This window comes from Psychromonas sp., assembly GCF_041586535.1.
GTDB lineage: Bacteria > Pseudomonadota > Gammaproteobacteria > Enterobacterales > Psychromonadaceae > Psychromonas.
This window is the reverse complement of sequence record NZ_JBFGZY010000077.1, coordinates 1-18903: the sequence shown is the minus strand read 5'-3', so window position 1 is coordinate 18903 and position 18903 is coordinate 1. Positions and strand designations below refer to the sequence as shown.

The following is an 18903-nucleotide window of genomic DNA, read 5'->3' as shown; positions in this document are numbered from 1 at the left end:
TTTTTTAGTTAACTTGTCAAAAGTACCGTCTTGGCTTTGAACTTCAAGGTCTTTCAAACGTTTGATCGATTGACGAACTGTTTTCCAGTTAGTCAACATACCACCTAACCAACGGTGATCAACGTAGAATTGATCACAGCTAATCGCTGCTTCTTTTACTGCTTCAGAAGCAGCACGTTTAGTACCAACAAATAAAACTTTACCTTTCTTAGCAGCTTTTTGCTCTAGGAAATCAAGTGCTTTGTTGAACATTGGAACAGTTTTTTCAAGGTTGATGATATGAACTTTGTTACGTGCACCGAAAATGAAAGGTTTCATTTTTGGGTTCCAGTAACGAGTTTGGTGACCGAAGTGAACGCCAGCTTGCAGCATATCGCGCATTGATACATTTGCCATTAGAATTTCCTCTTAAGGGGTTAGGCCTCCACACATCCCATACACTCGACCAGATTTTCAAATCAGTTGAAAATAGGCACCCCGAGTGACGTGTCGATGCGTGTGTGTTATTTTTAAATACGTCCTCAGGTTTATTTAATCAACTGCTGATAAACAAACATAAAAGCCGTATAAGTTAAGTGAGATTAACAACAAATAGTTGTTCTAATAATCCCGGTGCGCTTTATATCACACAAAGGCTTTTAACTCAATAAACCAGGATCAAAAAGATTCTCCCGGCTCACTCAGTCAGGACTTCTTTTTCACCCTGATGGTCCGCATGGACTACGCTTCTAATATACGTATTGAGATTGCGGCGGCTGATGTTCTGTTATCAACCCCTAATTTTTTAAATATCTGCTCTAAATGTTTATTAACCGTTCGCGGGCTCATTTCCAGTATCTGTGCTATTTCCCAACTGGTTTTTCCATAAGAGATCCAATACAAAACCTCGGATTCACGTTTAGTGATCGGCAGGTTATTTTTTAAATCTTCAGGTTGCTTTTGTAATTTGGTCTGCACAATACGTAACAGGTGCATTTTTTCCTGCCGGCGTTCGTAGAGCACCTCGATATTTTCGCTGAAACAACTGATTTTTAGATTCAGGCTGGTATCCCCCTGTAACCATTTTTCTATCAACCCGGCAAGCGTCGCCCAGGGGCTTTGATCCGCAGCTGCTATTTGTGCGACTAACTCATGCACATGCGGAGTGGCCCAGGACAAGCGCCCCGATTCTCCAACACAAAATACATTTTTACCGGCATGGTCAAGGGCATCCTGCGCGCTTAAGGCTAATTTGGCCGTTTGAATATGAGTTTTAATGCGCGCAATCACTTCATCGGGTGAAATGGGTTTGGTAACGTAATCCACGCCCCCTGCGGCAAAACCTTTCACAACGTCTTCAACATCGGTTAAGCCGGTCATAAAAATAATCGGCGTATTCGGTAACCTCTCCTTCAAACGGCGGCAGGTTTCAAATCCGTCCATTTCCGGCATTATGGCATCCAGTAACACCACATCAGGCTCAACCTTTTCCGCAATCGCCAAAGCCTGCAAACCGTTCAGGGCAACCAGTGCGGTATAACCCTGGGTATTCAGGGCAACGTTAAGCATGCCCAGGGACTCCGGTGAATCATCAACCACTAAAACAATGTCAGCGCTGTTCTTTTTCATCAATTAACTCACTTAGATATTCAATGATTTTAGGAAAATTACACACTTCGACATAGGCGGATATTTGCGATGCAACATCATCCGGATATTGATACTCACTTTCAATATCAGAAAATTTATCTTTAAATCCGGATAAATAACCAATCTCAGCCAGGGCAATTAATTCTTGATACTGATCTTTTGCCACCATTTTTTTATGTCTATAACTGGTCGGCAACTCGCCCGGTTTTCCGTCCTCGTTGATGTTTTTATATAACCACTGCAGGTTCAACAACTGCGCCATTTTTCTCAATAACGCATCTAAGTTGACCGGCTTGGCAATATAACCATCATGATAGCCTTCAGCTTGTAAATTAAACTCCGCATCGCGGGCATTGGCTGAAACCATTAACACCGGCATTAAATAGTTTTGTTCACGTAACTGTTTGACCATTTGCCAGCCGTTGGTTTCCGGCATACGCACATCAAGCAGAATCAAATCCACTTTATGACTGTGTAACAGTGCAAAACCCTGTTTGACATTCTCCGCCAATAACAGCTCAAACCCCAAAGGCAGCAGAAAATCCGCCATTAAACGGCGCTGCTTGAGATCATCATCTACAACCAACACAGTTTGTTTTTCACCATGGTAAGAAGCAATACGCTGATTTTTTTCCGGTGCGGATTGTTTTTGATCCTGATGTAACTTAGACAGCATCAAACGTAAATTAAAGGTAGAGCCTTGACCTATCACACTGGATAGGGTGATCTCCCCGCCCATTAATTCAGCCAGGGAACGTGAAATGGTTAACCCCAATCCGGTGCCGCCAATTGCCTGGGTGTGGGCATTACGGATCTGTTCAAAGGGTTTGAAAATCAACGCCTGATCGGCCTTTGCAATACCCACTCCGGTATCAATAATACTAAACAGTGCGACTTCATTACGATAAAAGACTTTAAAGGTAACTGCCCCCCGCTCGGTATACTTAATCGCATTGGAGATCAAATTAATTAAGATTTGCCGGAAGCGTTGTTTATCCGTTGCCACATAATCAGGTAAGTTATTACAGCGCTCATAAAAAAATTCGATCCCTTTTTTACTGGCCTGCATTTGAAACATATCAACCAGTTGCTGGAGAATTACTTTAAGGTTAATTTCATCACGCTGTAAGGTCATGCGACCCGCTTCAATTTTGGAAATCTCCAGTAACCCTTCAATTAAATCCGCTAAATGCTCACCGTTACGTTTCACTATGGCGATCATTTCACGATGTTTAGCTGCCAAATCCTGATCTCGTTCCAGAAGCTGGGCATAACCTAAAAGGACATTTAGCGGCGTACGAAGTTCATGGCTCAATCCGGCAAGATAACGACTTTTGGCTTCGTTGGCAGATTCTGCTGTTTCTTTTGCATCCTGCAGCGCAAAGGCGGTTTTTTCGTGGGCATTGACCTCCTTCGCCAGGGCATTGGTTTGCGAACGTAACTCTTTTAAAGCGGAATGATTACTGCTGCTCGCTAAAATAAATAACCAACTGATAATGCCGATAATAATCACCAGTAAAAAGAAAATTTTAATCAGAGTAATGGCAAAAACCTGCTTAACAGCCGGATCTTCAACGGGTAATTGCAGATAAATTAAAAATAGAATACCCGCCCCGATCAGGCTTAACCCCAGTGTCACCAGGACAAATAAGACCAGAGGCGTGATCATTTTTTTAACCAGCTGATCACTGAGGAAATGTCTGAAAAAATGATAGGATTGTTTGGCGATAGTCGCATCCCGGCGGCATTGATCACCACAGCGTACATCTAAACTACAACATAACGAGCATATCGCTTTGCCGTATGCCGGACAAAAGGTCATATCTTCCCGGTCAAACTCATTTTCACAAATATGACAGCGGGTAATTTCGGTTATCTCGGTTTTATCCTCTGTTAACAGATAAAATTTACCTTTAGTTAACCAGCCAATTAACGGCACCGTGATAAAAGGTAACCCGCAGGCCATAAACGACGCCAGGGCCTGCAGAGTTTCCCCATACCAGGATAAATGGGCAGTAAAACCGACAAAAGAAGCGATTAACATTGATCCTACACCAACAGGATTAATGTCATAAAGATGAGAGCGTTTAAATTCAATATGTCTCGGACTGATTCCTAAGGGTTTATTGATCACCAGATCGGCAACAACAGAGCTTAACCAGGCCAGTACAACCACAGAAAAAACCGACAGCATACTGGCGATGGTCTGGTAAATTCCTAACTCCATTAATAACAGAGCAATAATGACGTTAAAGACCATCCAGACAACGCGACCGGGATGGCTATGGGTTACCCGGGAAAAGAAGTTCGACCAGGCTAAAGATCCCGCATAAGCATTGGCAACATTAATTTTTAATTGCGAGATAACGACAAATGAGCAGGCCACAATAATACTGATATCCGGATTAGCGAATACATAACTGTATGCCAGCTGATACATATGCGCAGGATCCGCAGCGAGATCCGCAGCGATCCCCTGCTGCAAAGCAAAATAGGCCAAAAATGAGCCGACAAAGAGTTTGCCTGCGCCAAACACTATCCAGCCCGGACCGGCGGCGATCAGCGCCAGCCACCACTTCCACTGACCTTGTGCTGGTTTTTCAGGTAAAAAGCGCAGAAAATCAACCTGTTCACCAATTTGTGCAACCAGAGCCAATAAAACAGCCGATGCAGCGCCAAATAATAAAAGATTAAATCCGCTCCCCTGCTGCGCATTTACTCCGGTAAAATTAATCCATTCCTGGAATTGACTGTCCGGATGAGTGAATACAAAAAACAGCGGGATAAGTTGTAAAACAATCCACACAGGTTGTGTCCAGACCTGAAAACGGCTGATATAGGTGATCCCGTGGGTGACCAGGGGTAAAACCAGCACAGCACTGACAATATAACCAATCGTTAGCGGCAGACCAAAAAGGATTTCCAGCGCCATTGACATGATCGCGGCTTCTAAAGCAAAAAAGACAAAAGTAAAGGACGCATAAATAAGCGAGGCGATAGTCGAACCAATATAACCGAAACCGGCACCGCGGCTTAACAGATCAATATCAACACCGTATTTTGCCGCATAATAACTAATCGGCAGGCCGGTAAAAAAAACCACCAGGCAGACAGCCAGGATAGCCCACGCGGAATTTTCAAAACCATAATTTAAGGTTATTGCTCCGCCAATCGCTTCCAGGACTAAAAATGAGACAATACCGAGCGCGGTGCCTGAAATTCTACTTAATGACCACTTTCTCGCCCGCCTTGCGGTAAAGCGCAAAGCAAAATCTTCCATCATCTCATTGGCTACAAGCTTATTATAAGTTCTTCTGGTGGCTAATATTTTTTGATTAGATGGCATCAACGGCTGCTTTATGTTAGTGGTTAGTCTGTTTATTCCTAAACTTTCTACTTTCCCGGTAGACCTATCCTACACAAAGATCAAGTGTTTTTATATGCGTATATTTACGTAGTCAATTGCGTGCTTTTACGCATTTCCCCCCTTTACAAATTAGTCGATACTGACCCAGTACTAATGAAGGAGATGCTCAATGCCAATACTTTTGAGTCTGTGCATCTTCGCTATACGTAAACATAATAAAGGAAATGGAACATGAAACTTAAAAAGCTTATTTTAGCCAGTTCAATTGTTGCAGCAGGACTCGCAACTAATTTTGCTTATGCTGCAGATACAATTAAAGTCGGTGTATTACATTCCTTATCCGGCACCATGGCAATCAGTGAGACAACGCTAAAAGATACCGTACTGATGATGATCCAGGATCAAAATGAAAAAGGCGGATTATTAGGCAAAAAGCTTGAGCCTGTAGTGGTTGATCCGGCTTCAAACTGGCCGCTGTTTGCAGAAAAAGGCCGCGAATTATTAGCTAAAGATAAAGTCGATGTTATCTTCGGCAGCTGGACCTCTGTATCACGCAAATCAGTATTACCGGTTCTGGAAGAACTCAATGGTCTGATGTTTTATCCGGTTCAATATGAAGGCGAAGAGTCTTCTAAAAACGTCTTTTACACCGGCGCAGCGCCCAACCAGCAGGCAATTCCCGCAGTTGATTATTTAATGGATGATATCGGCGCAGAGCGTTGGGTGCTACTTGGCACAGACTACGTTTACCCGCGTACCACCAATAAAATACTGGAAGCTTATTTACTATCTAAAGGCGTCAAAGCTGAAGATATTATGGTCAACTACACCCCCTTCGGCCACTCAGACTGGCAGAACATAGTAGCTGATGTGAAAAAATTCGGTTCAGCCGGCAAAAAAACAGCGGTTGTTTCTACCATTAACGGTGATGCCAATATCCCGTTCTACAAAGAGTTAGGTAATCAGGGTATCTCCGCTGAAGATATTCCGGTAATCGCATTCTCTGTAGGTGAAGAAGAGTTATCAGGTTTTGATACCACACCTTTAGTTGGGCATTTAGCGGCCTGGAACTACTTCCAGAGTGTTGAAACTGATGAAAATGAAGCCTTTATCGCCAGCTGGAAAAAATACATTGGTGATCCTAAACGCGTAACCAACGATCCGATGGAAGCGACTTATATTGGTTTTAAAATGTGGGCAAAAGCAGTTGAGAAAGCCGGTACTACTGACGTTGATGCAGTTGAACAGGCGATGATCGGTATCGCAGTCCCTAACCTTACCGGCGGCACAGCGGTAATGAACGCTAACCACCATTTATCTAAGCCGGTACTGATTGGTGAAATCCAGGAAGATGGTCAATTTGAAGTAGTATGGTCAACACCTGATACAGTGATTGGTGACGCATGGTCTGATTTTCTGCCAAGTTCAAAAGATCTGGTATCTGATTGGACAGCACCGATTAAGTGCGGCAACTTCAATGTAAAAACAGCTAAATGTTCTGGTCAGAAATTCTAAAATGAAAATAGCATGATTAGCGGGAGGGTTTATTACCTCCCGCTTTAGTTACAGCAAAATCATAAAAAGCAGATATAAACCTCCCCTCTTTTTACATTTAAAATTTTAAGGAATACGCATGTTGCGATTATTCTCAATATTAACCTTGTATCTTCTGTCATTGAGCTGTTTTGCTGCAGCCGATGATATTAACCGAGACACTGATTCGACTTTCTCAACTTTAGTAGAGCAGTTGCCGGCGACCAAACTGAATAAAATGGCAGCATTGATTGAGAAAATAGCGGCAACCTCCGCCCCGCAAAAGCGCGACTTGCTAAGCAGTTTGCTAAACGGAGATTTGTATTATCTCAAAGCAAGCAAACAAGTGGTTATTGCGAACAAAAATAACCAAAAAGGCTACGATTTAACCGACATATTGCACAATACCGACTTAGGTGCGGTTAAAAAATCACAAATAAGAAAACTGCGAACCAACAATCGTCTACGCGGACAAATACGCGATTTATTAGCCCAGATTGACCTTACCCATAATGATAAAAACATTCGTCTCGAAGCGGTCAAGCAACTGTTAAGTAAACCCGGTCAACAAGCGATCACTTCTCTGCAGAAACTGGTCGAAATCGAGCAGGATCCTGATGTGCGCGAAAAAATGGCAGTAGTGTTAGCCGTCAATCAGCTTGAAACGGGCGATCCGGCTGAAAAACTGGCTGCAACCCTTACATTAAAGGGCAACCTGGAGCCCGTCGTTAAAAACGCGATGGAAAGGCAGTTACAAGCTTTATCGCCAGAGACGCCAAACCCTGAGTTAAAAAAAGCATTAACCGATGCGATTGGCAAGATAGAACAATCCCGAACTATTTATCAATTTGTTGAAAATTTATTTTTTGGCCTGAGTTTAGGCTCGGTATTATTACTCGCCGCCATTGGACTCGCGATAACCTTTGGTGTAATGGGGGTGATTAATATGGCCCACGGCGAGATGATGATGCTCGGTGCTTATACCACCTATGTTATTCAGCAGAGTTTCCCGAATCTGATTGAATATTCACTGCTGATGGCAATTCCCGCTGCATTTATTGTCTCCGGGTTGGTCGGCGTATTAATTGAACGTGGTGTGATCCGTTTCTTAAAAGGACGTCCTTTAGAAACCCTATTAGCCACCTTTGGTATCAGCTTGATTTTGCAGCAACTAGTCAGAACGATTTTTTCACCGTTAAACCGACAGGTTGCCGCGCCGCAATGGATGACCGGCTCATTAGAGATCAATCCGATTTTCTCCCTTACCTACAACCGTCTGTATATTATTTTATTTTCATTAATGGTGTTCTTTGCCCTGTTAGTTATCTTGAAAAAATCCGCCTTAGGGTTACATGTGCGCGCCGTTTCCCAGAACCGGGATATGGCTCGTTCATTAAGTATTAAAAGCTCCTGGGTAGATGCTATTACCTTTGGTCTTGGCTCAGGTATTGCAGGTATTGCCGGCGTGGTACTCAGTCAGCTGACCAATGTCGGACCGAATCTCGGACAAGCTTATATTATTGACTCCTTTTTAGTGGTGGTATTTGGCGGTGTCGGTAACCTCTGGGGCACCTTAGTAGCGGCATTATCACTGGGCGCATTTAATAAATTGCTGGAGCCTTCAATGGGACCGGTACTGGCGAATATTATCGTATTGGTCGGATTAGTGTTGTTTATTCAAAAAAGACCTAAAGGATTATTTCCTCAAAAAGGGAGAGCAGCAGAATAATGAAAACTTTACTCAATTCATCCGCTTCCAAAAAGCTAAGCAGTCTGCACATTGTTATCGCGGTATTGTTTATCACGACCCTGTACGTAACTGTCTGTAACCTGGCTTTTACTGAAGGGCATCTATTGCATGTCAGTGACTACACCGTCAGCCTGTTTGGTAAATACCTCTGTTATGCCCTGCTCGCGCTGGCCGTCGATTTAGTGTGGGGATACTGCGGCATTTTAAGCCTCGGACACGGCGCGTTTTTTGCCCTTGGCGGTTACGCCATGGGTATGTATCTGATGCGCCAGATTGGTGATCGGGGTGTTTACGGCAACCCCGAACTGCCTGATTTTATGGTGTTCCTAAATTGGACCGAATTGCCATGGTACTGGGCAGGATCAGATAATGTCCTGTTTATGATTCTGATGGTGTTTATTGGCCCGGGATTATTAGCCTTTATCTTCGGCACATTAGCCTTCCGCTCACGAGTGAGTGGTGTGTACTTATCGATAATGACCCAGGCGGTAACCTACGCCCTTATGCTGGCATTTTTCCGAAACGAAATGGGCTTTGGCGGTAATAATGGTTTAACGGATTTTAAAGATATTTTCGGTTTTTCATTACAATCCCCGAATACCAAACTGGCTTTATTTATCGCCACTGCAATTGCCCTGGCAATAGGTTATACGCTTAGTCATTTTATTGTTAATTCGAAAATGGGCCGGGTCGTTACGGCTATCCGAGATGCGGAAAGCCGGGTACGTTTTGTCGGCTTTAAACCTGAACATTATAAAGTAGCTATTTTTATTGTTTCAGCCATGCTGGCCGGTCTTGCCGGTGCGTTATATGTCCCGCAAGTGGGCATTATTAATCCCGGTGAATTCTCGCCATTAAACTCAATAGAGATGGTGATTTGGGTGGCGATTGGCGGCCGAGGCACGTTATACGGCGCAATTATCGGCGCAGTGGTAGTGAGTTATGCTAAAACCCGTTTTACCGCAATTATGCCCGAAGCCTGGTTATTTGCGCTGGGTGGATTATTTGTTTTGGTTACCCTGTTACTGCCAAAAGGTCTGGCAGGTTTATTTGCCAACCTACTGGATAAAATAGATCCCCCCGCGAAAACACCAGAATCGCAGACAACAGCCGCGGAGAGTAAATAATGATAGTAGATAAACACGGATCGCCAATCTCGGCAAAAGACCATATTCGCCCGGACACCACACACGGCATGATCCTCTATGTGGAAGATGTCAGTGTCAGCTTTGATGGCTTTAAAGCGCTTAATGATCTTAATTTATATATCAGAGACGGCGAACTGCGTTGTTTAATCGGTGCGAACGGCGCCGGTAAAACAACCCTGATGGACGTTATCACCGGCAAAACTCGGCCGGATACCGGTAAGGTCAGCTTTGGTCAGCAGGTGGATCTGTTACAACTCAGTGAAGCTGAAATTGCCCGTGCGGGCATTGGCCGAAAATTCCAGAAACCCACGGTATTTGAGCAGTTATCGGTATTTGAAAATATCGAACTGAGTCTGGCCGGCGATAAAGGGATCTGGAGCGCTCTGGTCCATAAATTAAGCGGCGAACAAAAGGACCGCATCTTTGAAATCCTGCATACCATTGGCTTAATAAAAGAGTGCTATTACCCCGCAGGGCGTTTGTCCCACGGACAAAAACAGTGGTTGGAAATTGGCATGTTATTAGCGGCAGAGCCGCGTCTGTTACTGGTTGATGAACCGGTAGCGGGTATGACAGCACAGGAAACCGAGCGCACCGCAGAGCTGTTAACCTCATTAGCGGGTAAACATTCCGTGGTGGTGGTTGAGCACGATATGGCCTTTGTCCGCTCCATTGCAAAAAAAGTGACAGTGTTGCATCAGGGCAGCGTGCTGGCCGAAGGCTCTATGGCAGAAATTCAGGCAAACCCGGAAGTTATTAACGTTTATCTGGGCGAGGAGTAAAGTTAATCATGATCGAATTAAAATCCGTAAACCAAAAATATGGCGGCACGCAAATATTATGGGATCTCAACTTAAACATTAAAAAAGGCTCACGTACCTGCATTATGGGACGTAACGGCGTAGGTAAAACCACCCTGCTAAAAGCGATTATGGGCTTGTTACCGATCGATTCGGGCAGTTTAATGATTAACGATCAGGATATGAGCAAAGCAGCGGTAGAAAAAAGACCGGATATCGGTATTGGTTACGTGCCGCAGGGACGTGATATCTTCCCGCAGTTGACCGTCGAAGAAAATTTAAAAATAAGCTTAAACTGTAAACGACAAAGCAGTAAAACCATACCCGAGCACATTTATGAACTGTTTCCGGTACTAAAAGAGATGCTGCACAGACGCGGTGGCGATCTTTCCGGCGGTCAGCAACAACAACTTGCAATTGCCCGTGCCTTAGTGCTTAATCCTAACATACTGATTTTAGACGAGCCTAACGAAGGAATTCAGCCCAATATAGTACAGTTGATTCGCGATGTATTATTAAAGCTTAATAAAGAGCAGGGTATGACTATCGTTTTGGTCGAGCAGAAACTGCCCTTTGCACGAGCGGTGGGTGAAGAGTTTCATCTGATGGAAAAAGGTCAGGTAATCGCATCGGGCCCGATGGCTGAATTAACCGATCAACTGGTCAGTCAATATCTTGCTGTGTAAACCTATAAAGACGGATTTTTGATTATAGAATGGTAATAACCCCCTCGACAACAACAATAAAAAATCAATGGTTAGCGCATTTAGCGCTTGAATTCGAGCGCTCGCAGCACGGTACGCAGCTTACGCGTACCCGGCGTAACGGTCCTTTGCTGGTACAAAAAGCCTTTTATCCGGAAGGCCGGGACTGCGCGCATATTTACCTGCTGCATCCACCAGCAGGTATTGTTTCCGGCGATGAACTGCGGCTCACCATGGACATTAAACAAGCGGCGCATACTCTGGTGACAACGCCGGGCGCCAACCGCTTTTATCGTGCCCGGGAAGATTTAAGCATCGGCGATCCGCTGCAGACACAAATTACCACGCTGCACCTTGAGAGCCTCGCCAAGTGCGAAAATTTTCCGCAGGAAACCATTGTTTATAACGGGGCTGATGGTGTCAATACCGTGGATATTCATCTCGCCCGGGACAGTGTTTATCTCGGCTGGGATATCACCTGTTTAGGGTTGCCAAGTTCACAGCAGCCTTTTGTGAAAGGCCGTTATACGCAACTTAACCGCCTGTTTTGTGAAAACAAACTTGTTTACCATGATCGTATCAGTATTTCAGCTGAAAATAATCTGTTAAATCATCCCGCCGGATTGGCCGGTAACAGTGTTTTTGCTACTTTTATTATTTATGCACCTGACAAGCTGGCGGACAATCAGCACGCTAATGACCTAGTTGCAAGTTTACGTGCGCAGATAGAAGCGCTGCAGGCAGATAATAAAATAAGTATTTGCAATCTGCAGGGCTTACTGATTATCCGTTACCTGGGTCAGCATGCTAATGAGTGTAAAGATCTGTTTATGCAATTATGGTTAATTGCACGGCCGCTGTGTCTGGATAAACCGGCCATCCAGCCGCGCATCTGGCATACCTAGATTACCTTAACAACAGTAGAGAATATTATGGACTTATTACCAAGAGAAAAAGACAAGCTGCTGATTTTTACCGCCGCATTATTAGCGGAACGTCGTTTGAATCGCGGTTTGAAACTCAATTATCCCGAGGCGATGGCTTATATTTCCATGGAGATCATCGAAGGCGCACGTGATGGAAAAAGCGTTGCCGAAATGATGGATTATGGCCGTACTCTATTAACACGCGATCAGGTTATGGACGGTATTGCAGAGCTGATCTCAGAAGTACAGGTTGAAGCAACGTTTCCCGACGGGACAAAACTTGTGACTGTGCATAACCCTATCGTTTAGCGGAGAACGTTATGATTCCAGGTGAAATAAAAACAGATGACGGCATACGCGAGCTTAATGCCGGCTGCAGGCAGATAAAGGTAACCGTTGCCAACTCCGGCGATCGTCCTATTCAGGTCGGTTCCCATTACCATTTTTATGAAGTCAATCCGGCCTTAAAATTTGACCGGGCCCCCTGCAGAGGTTACCGCCTCGACATCACCTCCGGCACTGCGGTACGATTTGAACCCGGCCAGGAAAGACAGGTAACCCTGATTGCCTTTCGCGGTAAACGTCGCGTGTTTGGCTTTCGTGCTGAAATTCAAGGAGATCTATAATCATGGCGAGCATTGACAAATATTCCTACGCGCATATGTTCGGACCGACGGTTGGCGATCGGGTACGTTTGGCCGATACCGACTTATGGCTGGAAGTTGAAAAAGATTACACCGAATACGGTGAAGAAGTTAAATTTGGTGGCGGTAAAGTTATTCGTGACGGCATGGGGCAAAGTCAGGCTTCATGCGCCGATACCGTCGATTTAGTGATTACCAATGCCCTTATTTTAGATCACTGGGGGATAATAAAAGCCGATGTCGGCATTAAAGAAGGCCGTATTGCGATTATCGGCAAAGCCGGGAATCCCGATATTCAGGATAATATTGATATCGAAGTCGGCCCGGGGACGGAAGTTATTGCCGGTGAAGGGCAAATTTTAACCGCCGGCGGTATTGACGCGCACATCCATTTTATCTGTCCGCAGCAAATTGAAGAAGCATTAATGTCGGGCGTCACCACCATGATCGGCGGCGGCACCGGACCTGCCACCGGCAGTAATGCAACCACCTGTACGCCGGGGCCCTGGAATATCCATAAAATGCTCCAGGCAACTAATGATTTTCCGATGAACTTCGGCTTTTTAGGTAAAGGTAACAGCAGTTTACCGCAAGCCCTGGAAGAACAAATTAAAGCCGGTGTGTGTGGATTAAAACTGCATGAAGATTGGGGCACCACACCGGCAAGCATTGATAACTGTTTAACGGTTGCTGACAAATATGATGTCCAGGTTGCCATTCATACCGATACCTTAAATGAATCAGGTTTTGTTGAAGATACTATCGGCGCCTTTAAAGGCCGTACTATTCATACCTACCATACTGAAGGAGCCGGTGGCGGACACTCGCCGGATATTATCAAAGCCTGCGGAGAAGCTAATGTACTGCCCTCTTCGACCAATCCGACCCGCCCTTATACTGTCAATACCATTGATGAACACCTTGATATGCTGATGGTCTGCCATCATCTGGATCCCTCCATTCCTGAAGATGTTGCCTTTGCCGATTCGCGTATTCGTAAAGAGAGTATCGCCGCAGAAGATATTATGCACGACCTCGGTGCGATCAGTATGATCGCTTCGGACTCACAGGCAATGGGCAGGGTTGGCGAGATGATCACCCGCACCTGGCAGACAGCACATAAAATGAAACAACAGCGCGGCCCTCTGGCTCCGGATACTGAACGTAATGACAACTTCCGCCTCAAACGTTATATCGCCAAATACACTATCAATCCGGCAATCAGTCATGGTATCAGCCATGAGGTCGGCTCGATTGAAGTAGGTAAACTGGCGGATCTGGTTTTATGGAAGCCGGCCTTTTTCGGCATCAAACCGGCCATGATTATTAAAGGCGGTTTTATTGCAGCCGCACCGATGGGTGATGCCAATGCCTCCATTCCAACGCCGCAACCGGTTTATTATCGTCCGATGTTCGGCTCGTTCGGCCAGGCGGCAGCAAAAACCTCAATGACCTTTTTATCCCAGGCAGCGATTGATAAAAAAGTCCCCGAACAGATCGGTATGACGCGTTTAGTGGCTGTGTGTAAAAACACCCGCAATATCGGCAAAAAAGAGATGATCCACAATAATTGGCTGCCGAAGGTGGAAGTTGATGCGCAGACCTATGAAGTAAGAGCAAATGGTGAATTATTAACCTGCGAGCCGGCAACGGTGCTGCCTTTAGCACAGCGTTATTGCCTGTTTTAATAAAATATCAGATGGAAGAAAAGATGTTACAAGTTTTTGAACGACTGGATCATACCCACAACCCGATTAATGATTCGATTACATTGGATCAGGACACGCGTAAAAAAGCGCGCATTAAAGGAAAAACCGATCAGGGCAGAGAGATCGGTATTTTTGTCGAGCGTGGCCACCCTTTATTGGTGGGTGAAATACTCAAAACAGAATGTGGTTTACTGATTGAAGTGAAAGGTCAGGCTGAAGAGGTGTCAACCGCAGTAGCACAGGACTGGCTGACTTTCAGCAAGGTTTGTTACCACCTCGGTAACCGCCATACCTCGCTGCAGATTGGCGAGCTCTGGGTACGTTTTAAACCGGATCATGTTCTGGAGGAGCTGGCTGAAAAATACGGATTAAGCATTAACAAAACCCCGGCCGTCTTTGAACCGGAAAATGGAGCCTATGGTGGTCGCAGTCATTCCCATGCCCATTAAGGCTTCTCCGCTTAAACTCAACAGGCTACTGCAGTTATGCAGTGCCAACCTTCCTGTGGGCGGGTTTTCCTTTTCACAGGGGCTGGAGTTTGCAGTTGAAAGCGGCTGGATAAAGAATGCCGATACAACCTATCAATGGGTTGAATTAAATTTAAACGAAGCGATTGCCCGTACTGATTTAGCTATCCTGAAGCGCCTTTACCTTGCGCTTCAGGAAGGCGATTTTGCCAGCTTTATTGATTGGAACCAGCACCTTATTGCCTGTCGTGAAAGTAATGAGTTGTATCTGGCGGATGTGGCGATGGGCAAAGCGCTGGTACGCTTATTAAAACAACTGGACAATATCCATAGCGACGATTATCTGTCGATATTAGATCTGCCGGAAATCAGTTTTGTCAGTGCCTTTGCCGTTACCGCGCATCTCTGTCAGCTCGATCTGTTATCGGCGCAAAGCGGTTTCTGCTGGACTTATATCGATAATCAGGTGGCGGCCGCGACAAAATTAGTGCCCTTAGGCCAGACGCAGGCGCAAAATCTGCTCTTTGCATTAAGTGAGCAGACAGAAAAAGCGATTAACTTGGCGAACAGTTTAAATGACTCGGAAATCGGGGCAAGTTTACCAAGACTGGCCATGGCAAGCGCCTGGCACGAGACACAATATACACGCTTATTCCGTTCTTAATCAGACGGTTAAATATTGTTTTCTGAAATACATATCAACACTAAGAGAAGCTATTTATTATGAGAAAAAAACAACTATTACGCATCGGTGTCGGCGGCCCGGTCGGATCCGGCAAAACAGCCCTGCTCAGCACCCTGTGCTTGGCCCTGCGCGATAAATACAATATGGCAGTGGTAACCAATGATATTTATACCCGTGAAGATGCCGAGTTTTTAACCCGCAACGACGCCCTCTCACCGGATCGTATCATCGGGGTTGAAACCGGCGGCTGTCCGCATACGGCGATTCGTGAAGATGCTTCAATGAATCTTGCGGCTATTGATGAGTTACATGCACGCCACCCGGATCTGGATTTTGTTTTAGTGGAAAGCGGCGGCGATAATCTCAGTGCCACCTTCAGCCCGGAGCTGTCGGATTTAACCATTTATGTTATTGATGTCTCTGCCGGTGATAAAATTCCGCGTAAAGGCGGCCCGGGAATCACTAAATCGGATCTGTTAATCATCAATAAAATTGATGTGGCGGATCTGGTTGGCGCTTCATTAGAAGTGATGGACCGAGATGCTAAAAAGATGCGTGGCGATAGGCCTTTCATCTTCAGTAATATGAAAACCCGGCAGGGTTTAAATGAGATCATTAGTTTTATTGAAACTGAAGGCATGCTGCAGATCTGATTTATTTAACCTATTCAACATTCGCTATCATTATCAAAACAGGAAAAAATCATGAAATATTTTACCCTTATTTTCGCATTAATCTTAACTAACCAGGCCGTTGCCCATACCGATCACGCTTTAGGTGAAGGCACATTACACCTTGTTTATCACCTTGCTTTCTGGGGAATTTTTGCCGCTGTAGTGGTTAAAGGATTTCATTATTTTAAAAACAAGAAAAGTCAAAAAGTAGAAAAATAACAGCAGATGGTTGACGGCTAATACCATTCCGCAAAATTGACTGGTCTAATTAGTTTTATTTTTTGAGCTTATTTAATTAACCTCAACTCTGGATAGTGGGCATTATAATAGATGAAGTTATCTTTTTTGACACTGGTAAAGCTCAATGACGGGATTTTCGTTCCTTTCAAGGCAAGTTTGTGAAGTAATAGCCGGCTATTACAAACAAACTTAACGCAGAAAGGGGCGAGAAGAGCGGTCTTGAGGAATGTCGCTTATCCAGAGCTGAGGTTAATTATCTTAGTTGACCACATTCTTTTTGGGCGAAGGCTTTAGCCTTCCATCATCAGGATCATGAATAAAAGCAGGATAAATCCTACGCCCCAGAGGTAAAGTCCTCATTCAAAATAGGCCATATTATTAAGCCGAATGATATAAGGCGAGTAAAGCTCGCCTTTTTGTTGATTATTGGGTTAAGCCTTCGCTTGTGAGTTATTGGCTTTTATTCTTTTTGGGAGTTCCGCCCTTAACGGCGGGTAGACGATGAGAAACCGAAACACTGTTTCGCAGTTCGATGAGGTCATGCTTTCTCAACGGCAAGAGAAGTTTAAGGTAAAGAGAGCTTTGTTCGGACGTATAACTCACAGTGCCGTATACAGGGGCAGGCAGAGCCTATCCTGCTCATAACCCTGAACTGGCGTTCAATTCGCCTGGACGTTTTTTTATCTTGTACTGCCCAAACGCTTTTTAACGCATTTCCTCAGACATTATCCCTGTACTGGCTGAGGTTAGAGAAACAACAGAGGTCAAGCAGAGCTCAGCCCGCTCATAAGACTGAACTGCCGTTCAATTCGCTCCATGTTTTTCCTTGCGAAAACGTTTGAGCATCGCAAGAAAAATGGACGGGGATAATGTAGCTGCACTGGTTGTTTTTATCTCAATAACATTGAATGGGGACTAACTAATGGGTGACCCCGTGTTTATTTTTTATATCAAATTTTAAAGTTTATAGCTAAAAACAATGTAATGAATAAAGGGAAATGTTTTGAAACAGCATACCTAATTCGCTATTGCACGCTCACGAACAATAAATGCTCTTGTATGGTCATAGGTTAAGTTATATAGAAACGCATAAATAGTAATGCAAATGGTCACGCCAATATCCATAATAAGTGCTTGCCACAAACTGATGCCTAGCAAAAATGCGATGACGGGGATCGTGAAAATCAACAAACCAGCTTGGAATATAATGGTGTGCACAACGCGTAATACTAGCGAACGCTTTGTTTTATCTCCCGTGACAATACGGTCAAAGCACCAGTTATAGATAAAGTTCCACGCCATTGCCATGGTTGCAACAACTATCATCGTTCCTGATAGTGAACCAACATGATGGTTGGTGAAAGTGGCCAATACAATAATTGCTAAGGTAACGGCTAATACTTCAAATAATACCGCATGAAAAATGCGCTCTATCGGTTTCATAATGTTACTGTCTCTCTTTTCAAAGGGTTACATCTCTACACAACGTAGAAGGCGAGATTATAGACACCTTAATTAGACAATAAAGTTAAAACCCATCACGAATAGTGATAGGCTGAGTAAAAAATTCATTACAGTGAACATTATGTACAGCCTTGAACAACTAAAAATTTTTGTGACCGTTTGTGAAACAGGGTCATTTTCGGCGGCCGCCCGTCAATTAAAGCGCGCTCAATCCGGTATAAGCCAAGCGATTTCTAATCTTGAAATAGCCATCGACAAAGAACTGTTTTGCCGTGAGAAAAACACACCAAGTATAACGCTGCAGGGAAAAGCACTGCTTCCGATTGCGAAATCAATATTACATCAGCAAAAATACTTTGATCAAAAGGTCGAATCATTAGCCAAAAACTATGAGCATGAATTGGTCATTGCGATAGACGAAAGTGTCATTAATGATGAGCTCATTGAGATACTATCGCCATTAGCAGATCAATTTCCCATTACTGACTTTGAGATTATCATCGCCTCCACTTTTGATGTGGAAGAGTTAGTGCGATCAGGTCAGGCACAAGCCGGCATCGTCTATGTTGACGGCGAACTGAAAGTAGATATGGATTTTTTTACGCTGGGTCATGCGCGCTTTTTAACCATAGCATCTCCAGAGCACCCACTCGCTGCCCTGTCTTTAGTAGGGGAAACAGATTTGAAAGCACATCGCCAATGCGTCCATCGCAGCGCTCAAAAAAAGGAGCTTTGGTTCAGCTATAAAATCAGTCCTACCGCCTGGTACGCTAATACTCACAAAGCTATGATCGAGCTGGTTAAGAAAAATGTTGGTTGGGCTGTTGTCCCAGAGTTACAGGTCGATCAAAACATTAAACAGGGTGACATTATTTCGTTGCCTATCTCGCACGAATATGATGGTTGGCTCACCGTCGTCGGCTGCTTGGTTTCTCGCAGTCATACATCAGGGCCAGTATTGGAAAGCGTTATCAGCACATTACAACGTTACTGTTTGCTTAATAAACGCTGGGAACTAAGAAATTGAAGCTCACCCAGCTAAAGCAAGGTGATTCTTGTCGTCAACGGTTTAGGCATTGCAACATTAAGTTGCGGTAGTCTTCTAAAACCTCTTACAAGCGTTTAACGTGTCGGCACTACCTGCCGCCACGAATTTTTAAGCG

At 44.5% G+C, this 18903-nt stretch carries 18 protein-coding genes; 14 read left to right on the top strand and 4 right to left on the bottom strand.

Features of this window, described 5'->3' with window-relative positions; all coding sequences use genetic code 11:
* The 3 genes from rpsB to ABZA00_RS10035 form a co-directional block, all read right to left on the bottom strand.
* Positions 1-396, bottom strand: a 396-nt coding sequence (gene rpsB, locus ABZA00_RS10045) for a 30S ribosomal protein S2 (RefSeq protein ID WP_372882032.1), incomplete at its 3' end; no start/stop codon positions are given.
* Positions 397-720: 324 nt separating this feature from the next.
* Positions 721-1608, bottom strand: coding sequence for a response regulator (locus tag ABZA00_RS10040; RefSeq protein WP_372882031.1), 888 nt, complete (start codon positions 1606-1608; stop codon positions 721-723).
* Positions 1589-4975, bottom strand: coding sequence for an ATP-binding protein (locus ABZA00_RS10035; RefSeq protein WP_372882030.1), 3387 nt, complete (start codon positions 4973-4975; stop codon positions 1589-1591). Before ABZA00_RS10035 ends, ABZA00_RS10040 begins: the two co-directional genes overlap by 20 nt.
* 252 nt (positions 4976-5227) lie before the next feature.
* On the opposite strand from ABZA00_RS10035, the gene urtA reads away from it, so the two are divergent.
* The 13 genes from urtA (at position 5228) to ABZA00_RS09970 (ending at position 16255) form a co-directional block, all read left to right on the top strand.
* A complete protein-coding gene (urtA, locus tag ABZA00_RS10030) occupies positions 5228-6511 on the top strand; it encodes an urea ABC transporter substrate-binding protein (RefSeq protein WP_372882029.1) in 1284 nt (427 codons plus the stop codon).
* Positions 6512-6629: 118 nt separating this feature from the next.
* Positions 6630-8258 carry an urea ABC transporter permease subunit UrtB gene (gene urtB, locus ABZA00_RS10025; protein ID WP_372882028.1) on the top strand — a complete coding sequence of 543 codons (1629 nt, stop codon included), beginning with the start codon at positions 6630-6632 and terminating at the stop codon, positions 8256-8258.
* Positions 8258-9406 (top strand): urea ABC transporter permease subunit UrtC, encoded by a 1149-nt coding sequence (urtC, locus tag ABZA00_RS10020; protein ID WP_372882027.1) that lies wholly within the window; start codon positions 8258-8260, stop codon positions 9404-9406. Before urtB ends, urtC begins: the two co-directional genes overlap by 1 nt.
* The gene (gene urtD, locus ABZA00_RS10015) at positions 9406-10209 is read left to right on the top strand and encodes an urea ABC transporter ATP-binding protein UrtD (protein ID WP_372882026.1); all 804 of its coding nucleotides are present in this window, start codon (positions 9406-9408) and stop codon (positions 10207-10209) included. Before urtC ends, urtD begins: the two co-directional genes overlap by 1 nt.
* A gap of 8 nt (positions 10210-10217) precedes the next feature.
* Entirely contained in the window at positions 10218-10913 is a 696-nt protein-coding gene (gene urtE / locus ABZA00_RS10010) for an urea ABC transporter ATP-binding subunit UrtE (protein WP_372882025.1), read from the top strand.
* A gap of 29 nt (positions 10914-10942) precedes the next feature.
* Positions 10943-11836, top strand: a complete 894-nt coding sequence (locus tag ABZA00_RS10005; RefSeq protein WP_372882024.1) for an urease accessory protein UreD — start codon at positions 10943-10945, stop codon at positions 11834-11836.
* A 27-nt stretch (positions 11837-11863) separates the two neighbouring features.
* Positions 11864-12166, top strand: a complete 303-nt coding sequence (locus ABZA00_RS10000; RefSeq protein WP_372882023.1) for an urease subunit gamma — start codon at positions 11864-11866, stop codon at positions 12164-12166.
* 11 nt (positions 12167-12177) lie between these two features.
* Positions 12178-12483 carry an urease subunit beta gene (locus ABZA00_RS09995; protein ID WP_372882022.1) on the top strand — a complete coding sequence of 102 codons (306 nt, stop codon included), beginning with the start codon at positions 12178-12180 and terminating at the stop codon, positions 12481-12483.
* A gap of 2 nt (positions 12484-12485) precedes the next feature.
* The gene (gene ureC, locus ABZA00_RS09990) at positions 12486-14189 is read left to right on the top strand and encodes an urease subunit alpha (protein WP_372882021.1); all 1704 of its coding nucleotides are present in this window, start codon (positions 12486-12488) and stop codon (positions 14187-14189) included.
* 23 nt (positions 14190-14212) lie between these two features.
* A complete protein-coding gene (gene ureE / locus ABZA00_RS09985) occupies positions 14213-14659 on the top strand; it encodes an urease accessory protein UreE (protein ID WP_372882020.1) in 447 nt (148 codons plus the stop codon).
* Positions 14628-15341 (top strand): urease accessory protein UreF, encoded by a 714-nt coding sequence (locus ABZA00_RS09980; protein ID WP_372882019.1) that lies wholly within the window; start codon positions 14628-14630, stop codon positions 15339-15341. Before ureE ends, ABZA00_RS09980 begins: the two co-directional genes overlap by 32 nt.
* Before the next feature lie 59 nt (positions 15342-15400).
* A complete protein-coding gene (gene ureG / locus ABZA00_RS09975; RefSeq protein WP_372882018.1) occupies positions 15401-16015 on the top strand; it encodes an urease accessory protein UreG in 615 nt (204 codons plus the stop codon).
* Between the two features lie 51 nt (positions 16016-16066).
* Entirely contained in the window at positions 16067-16255 is a 189-nt protein-coding gene (locus tag ABZA00_RS09970) for a hypothetical protein (protein WP_372882017.1), read from the top strand.
* A 1038-nt stretch (positions 16256-17293) separates the two neighbouring features.
* On the opposite strand, the gene ABZA00_RS09965 is transcribed toward ABZA00_RS09970, so the two are convergent.
* Entirely contained in the window at positions 17294-17719 is a 426-nt protein-coding gene (locus tag ABZA00_RS09965; RefSeq protein WP_372882016.1) for a PACE efflux transporter, read from the bottom strand.
* 142 nt (positions 17720-17861) lie between these two features.
* Here ABZA00_RS09965 and ABZA00_RS09960 point away from each other — a divergent pair, with 142 nt between their 5' ends.
* On the top strand, positions 17862-18767 hold the full coding sequence (locus ABZA00_RS09960; RefSeq protein ID WP_372882015.1) for a LysR family transcriptional regulator: 906 nt from the start codon (positions 17862-17864) through the stop codon (positions 18765-18767).
* Positions 18768-18903: the final 136 nt, after the last annotated feature.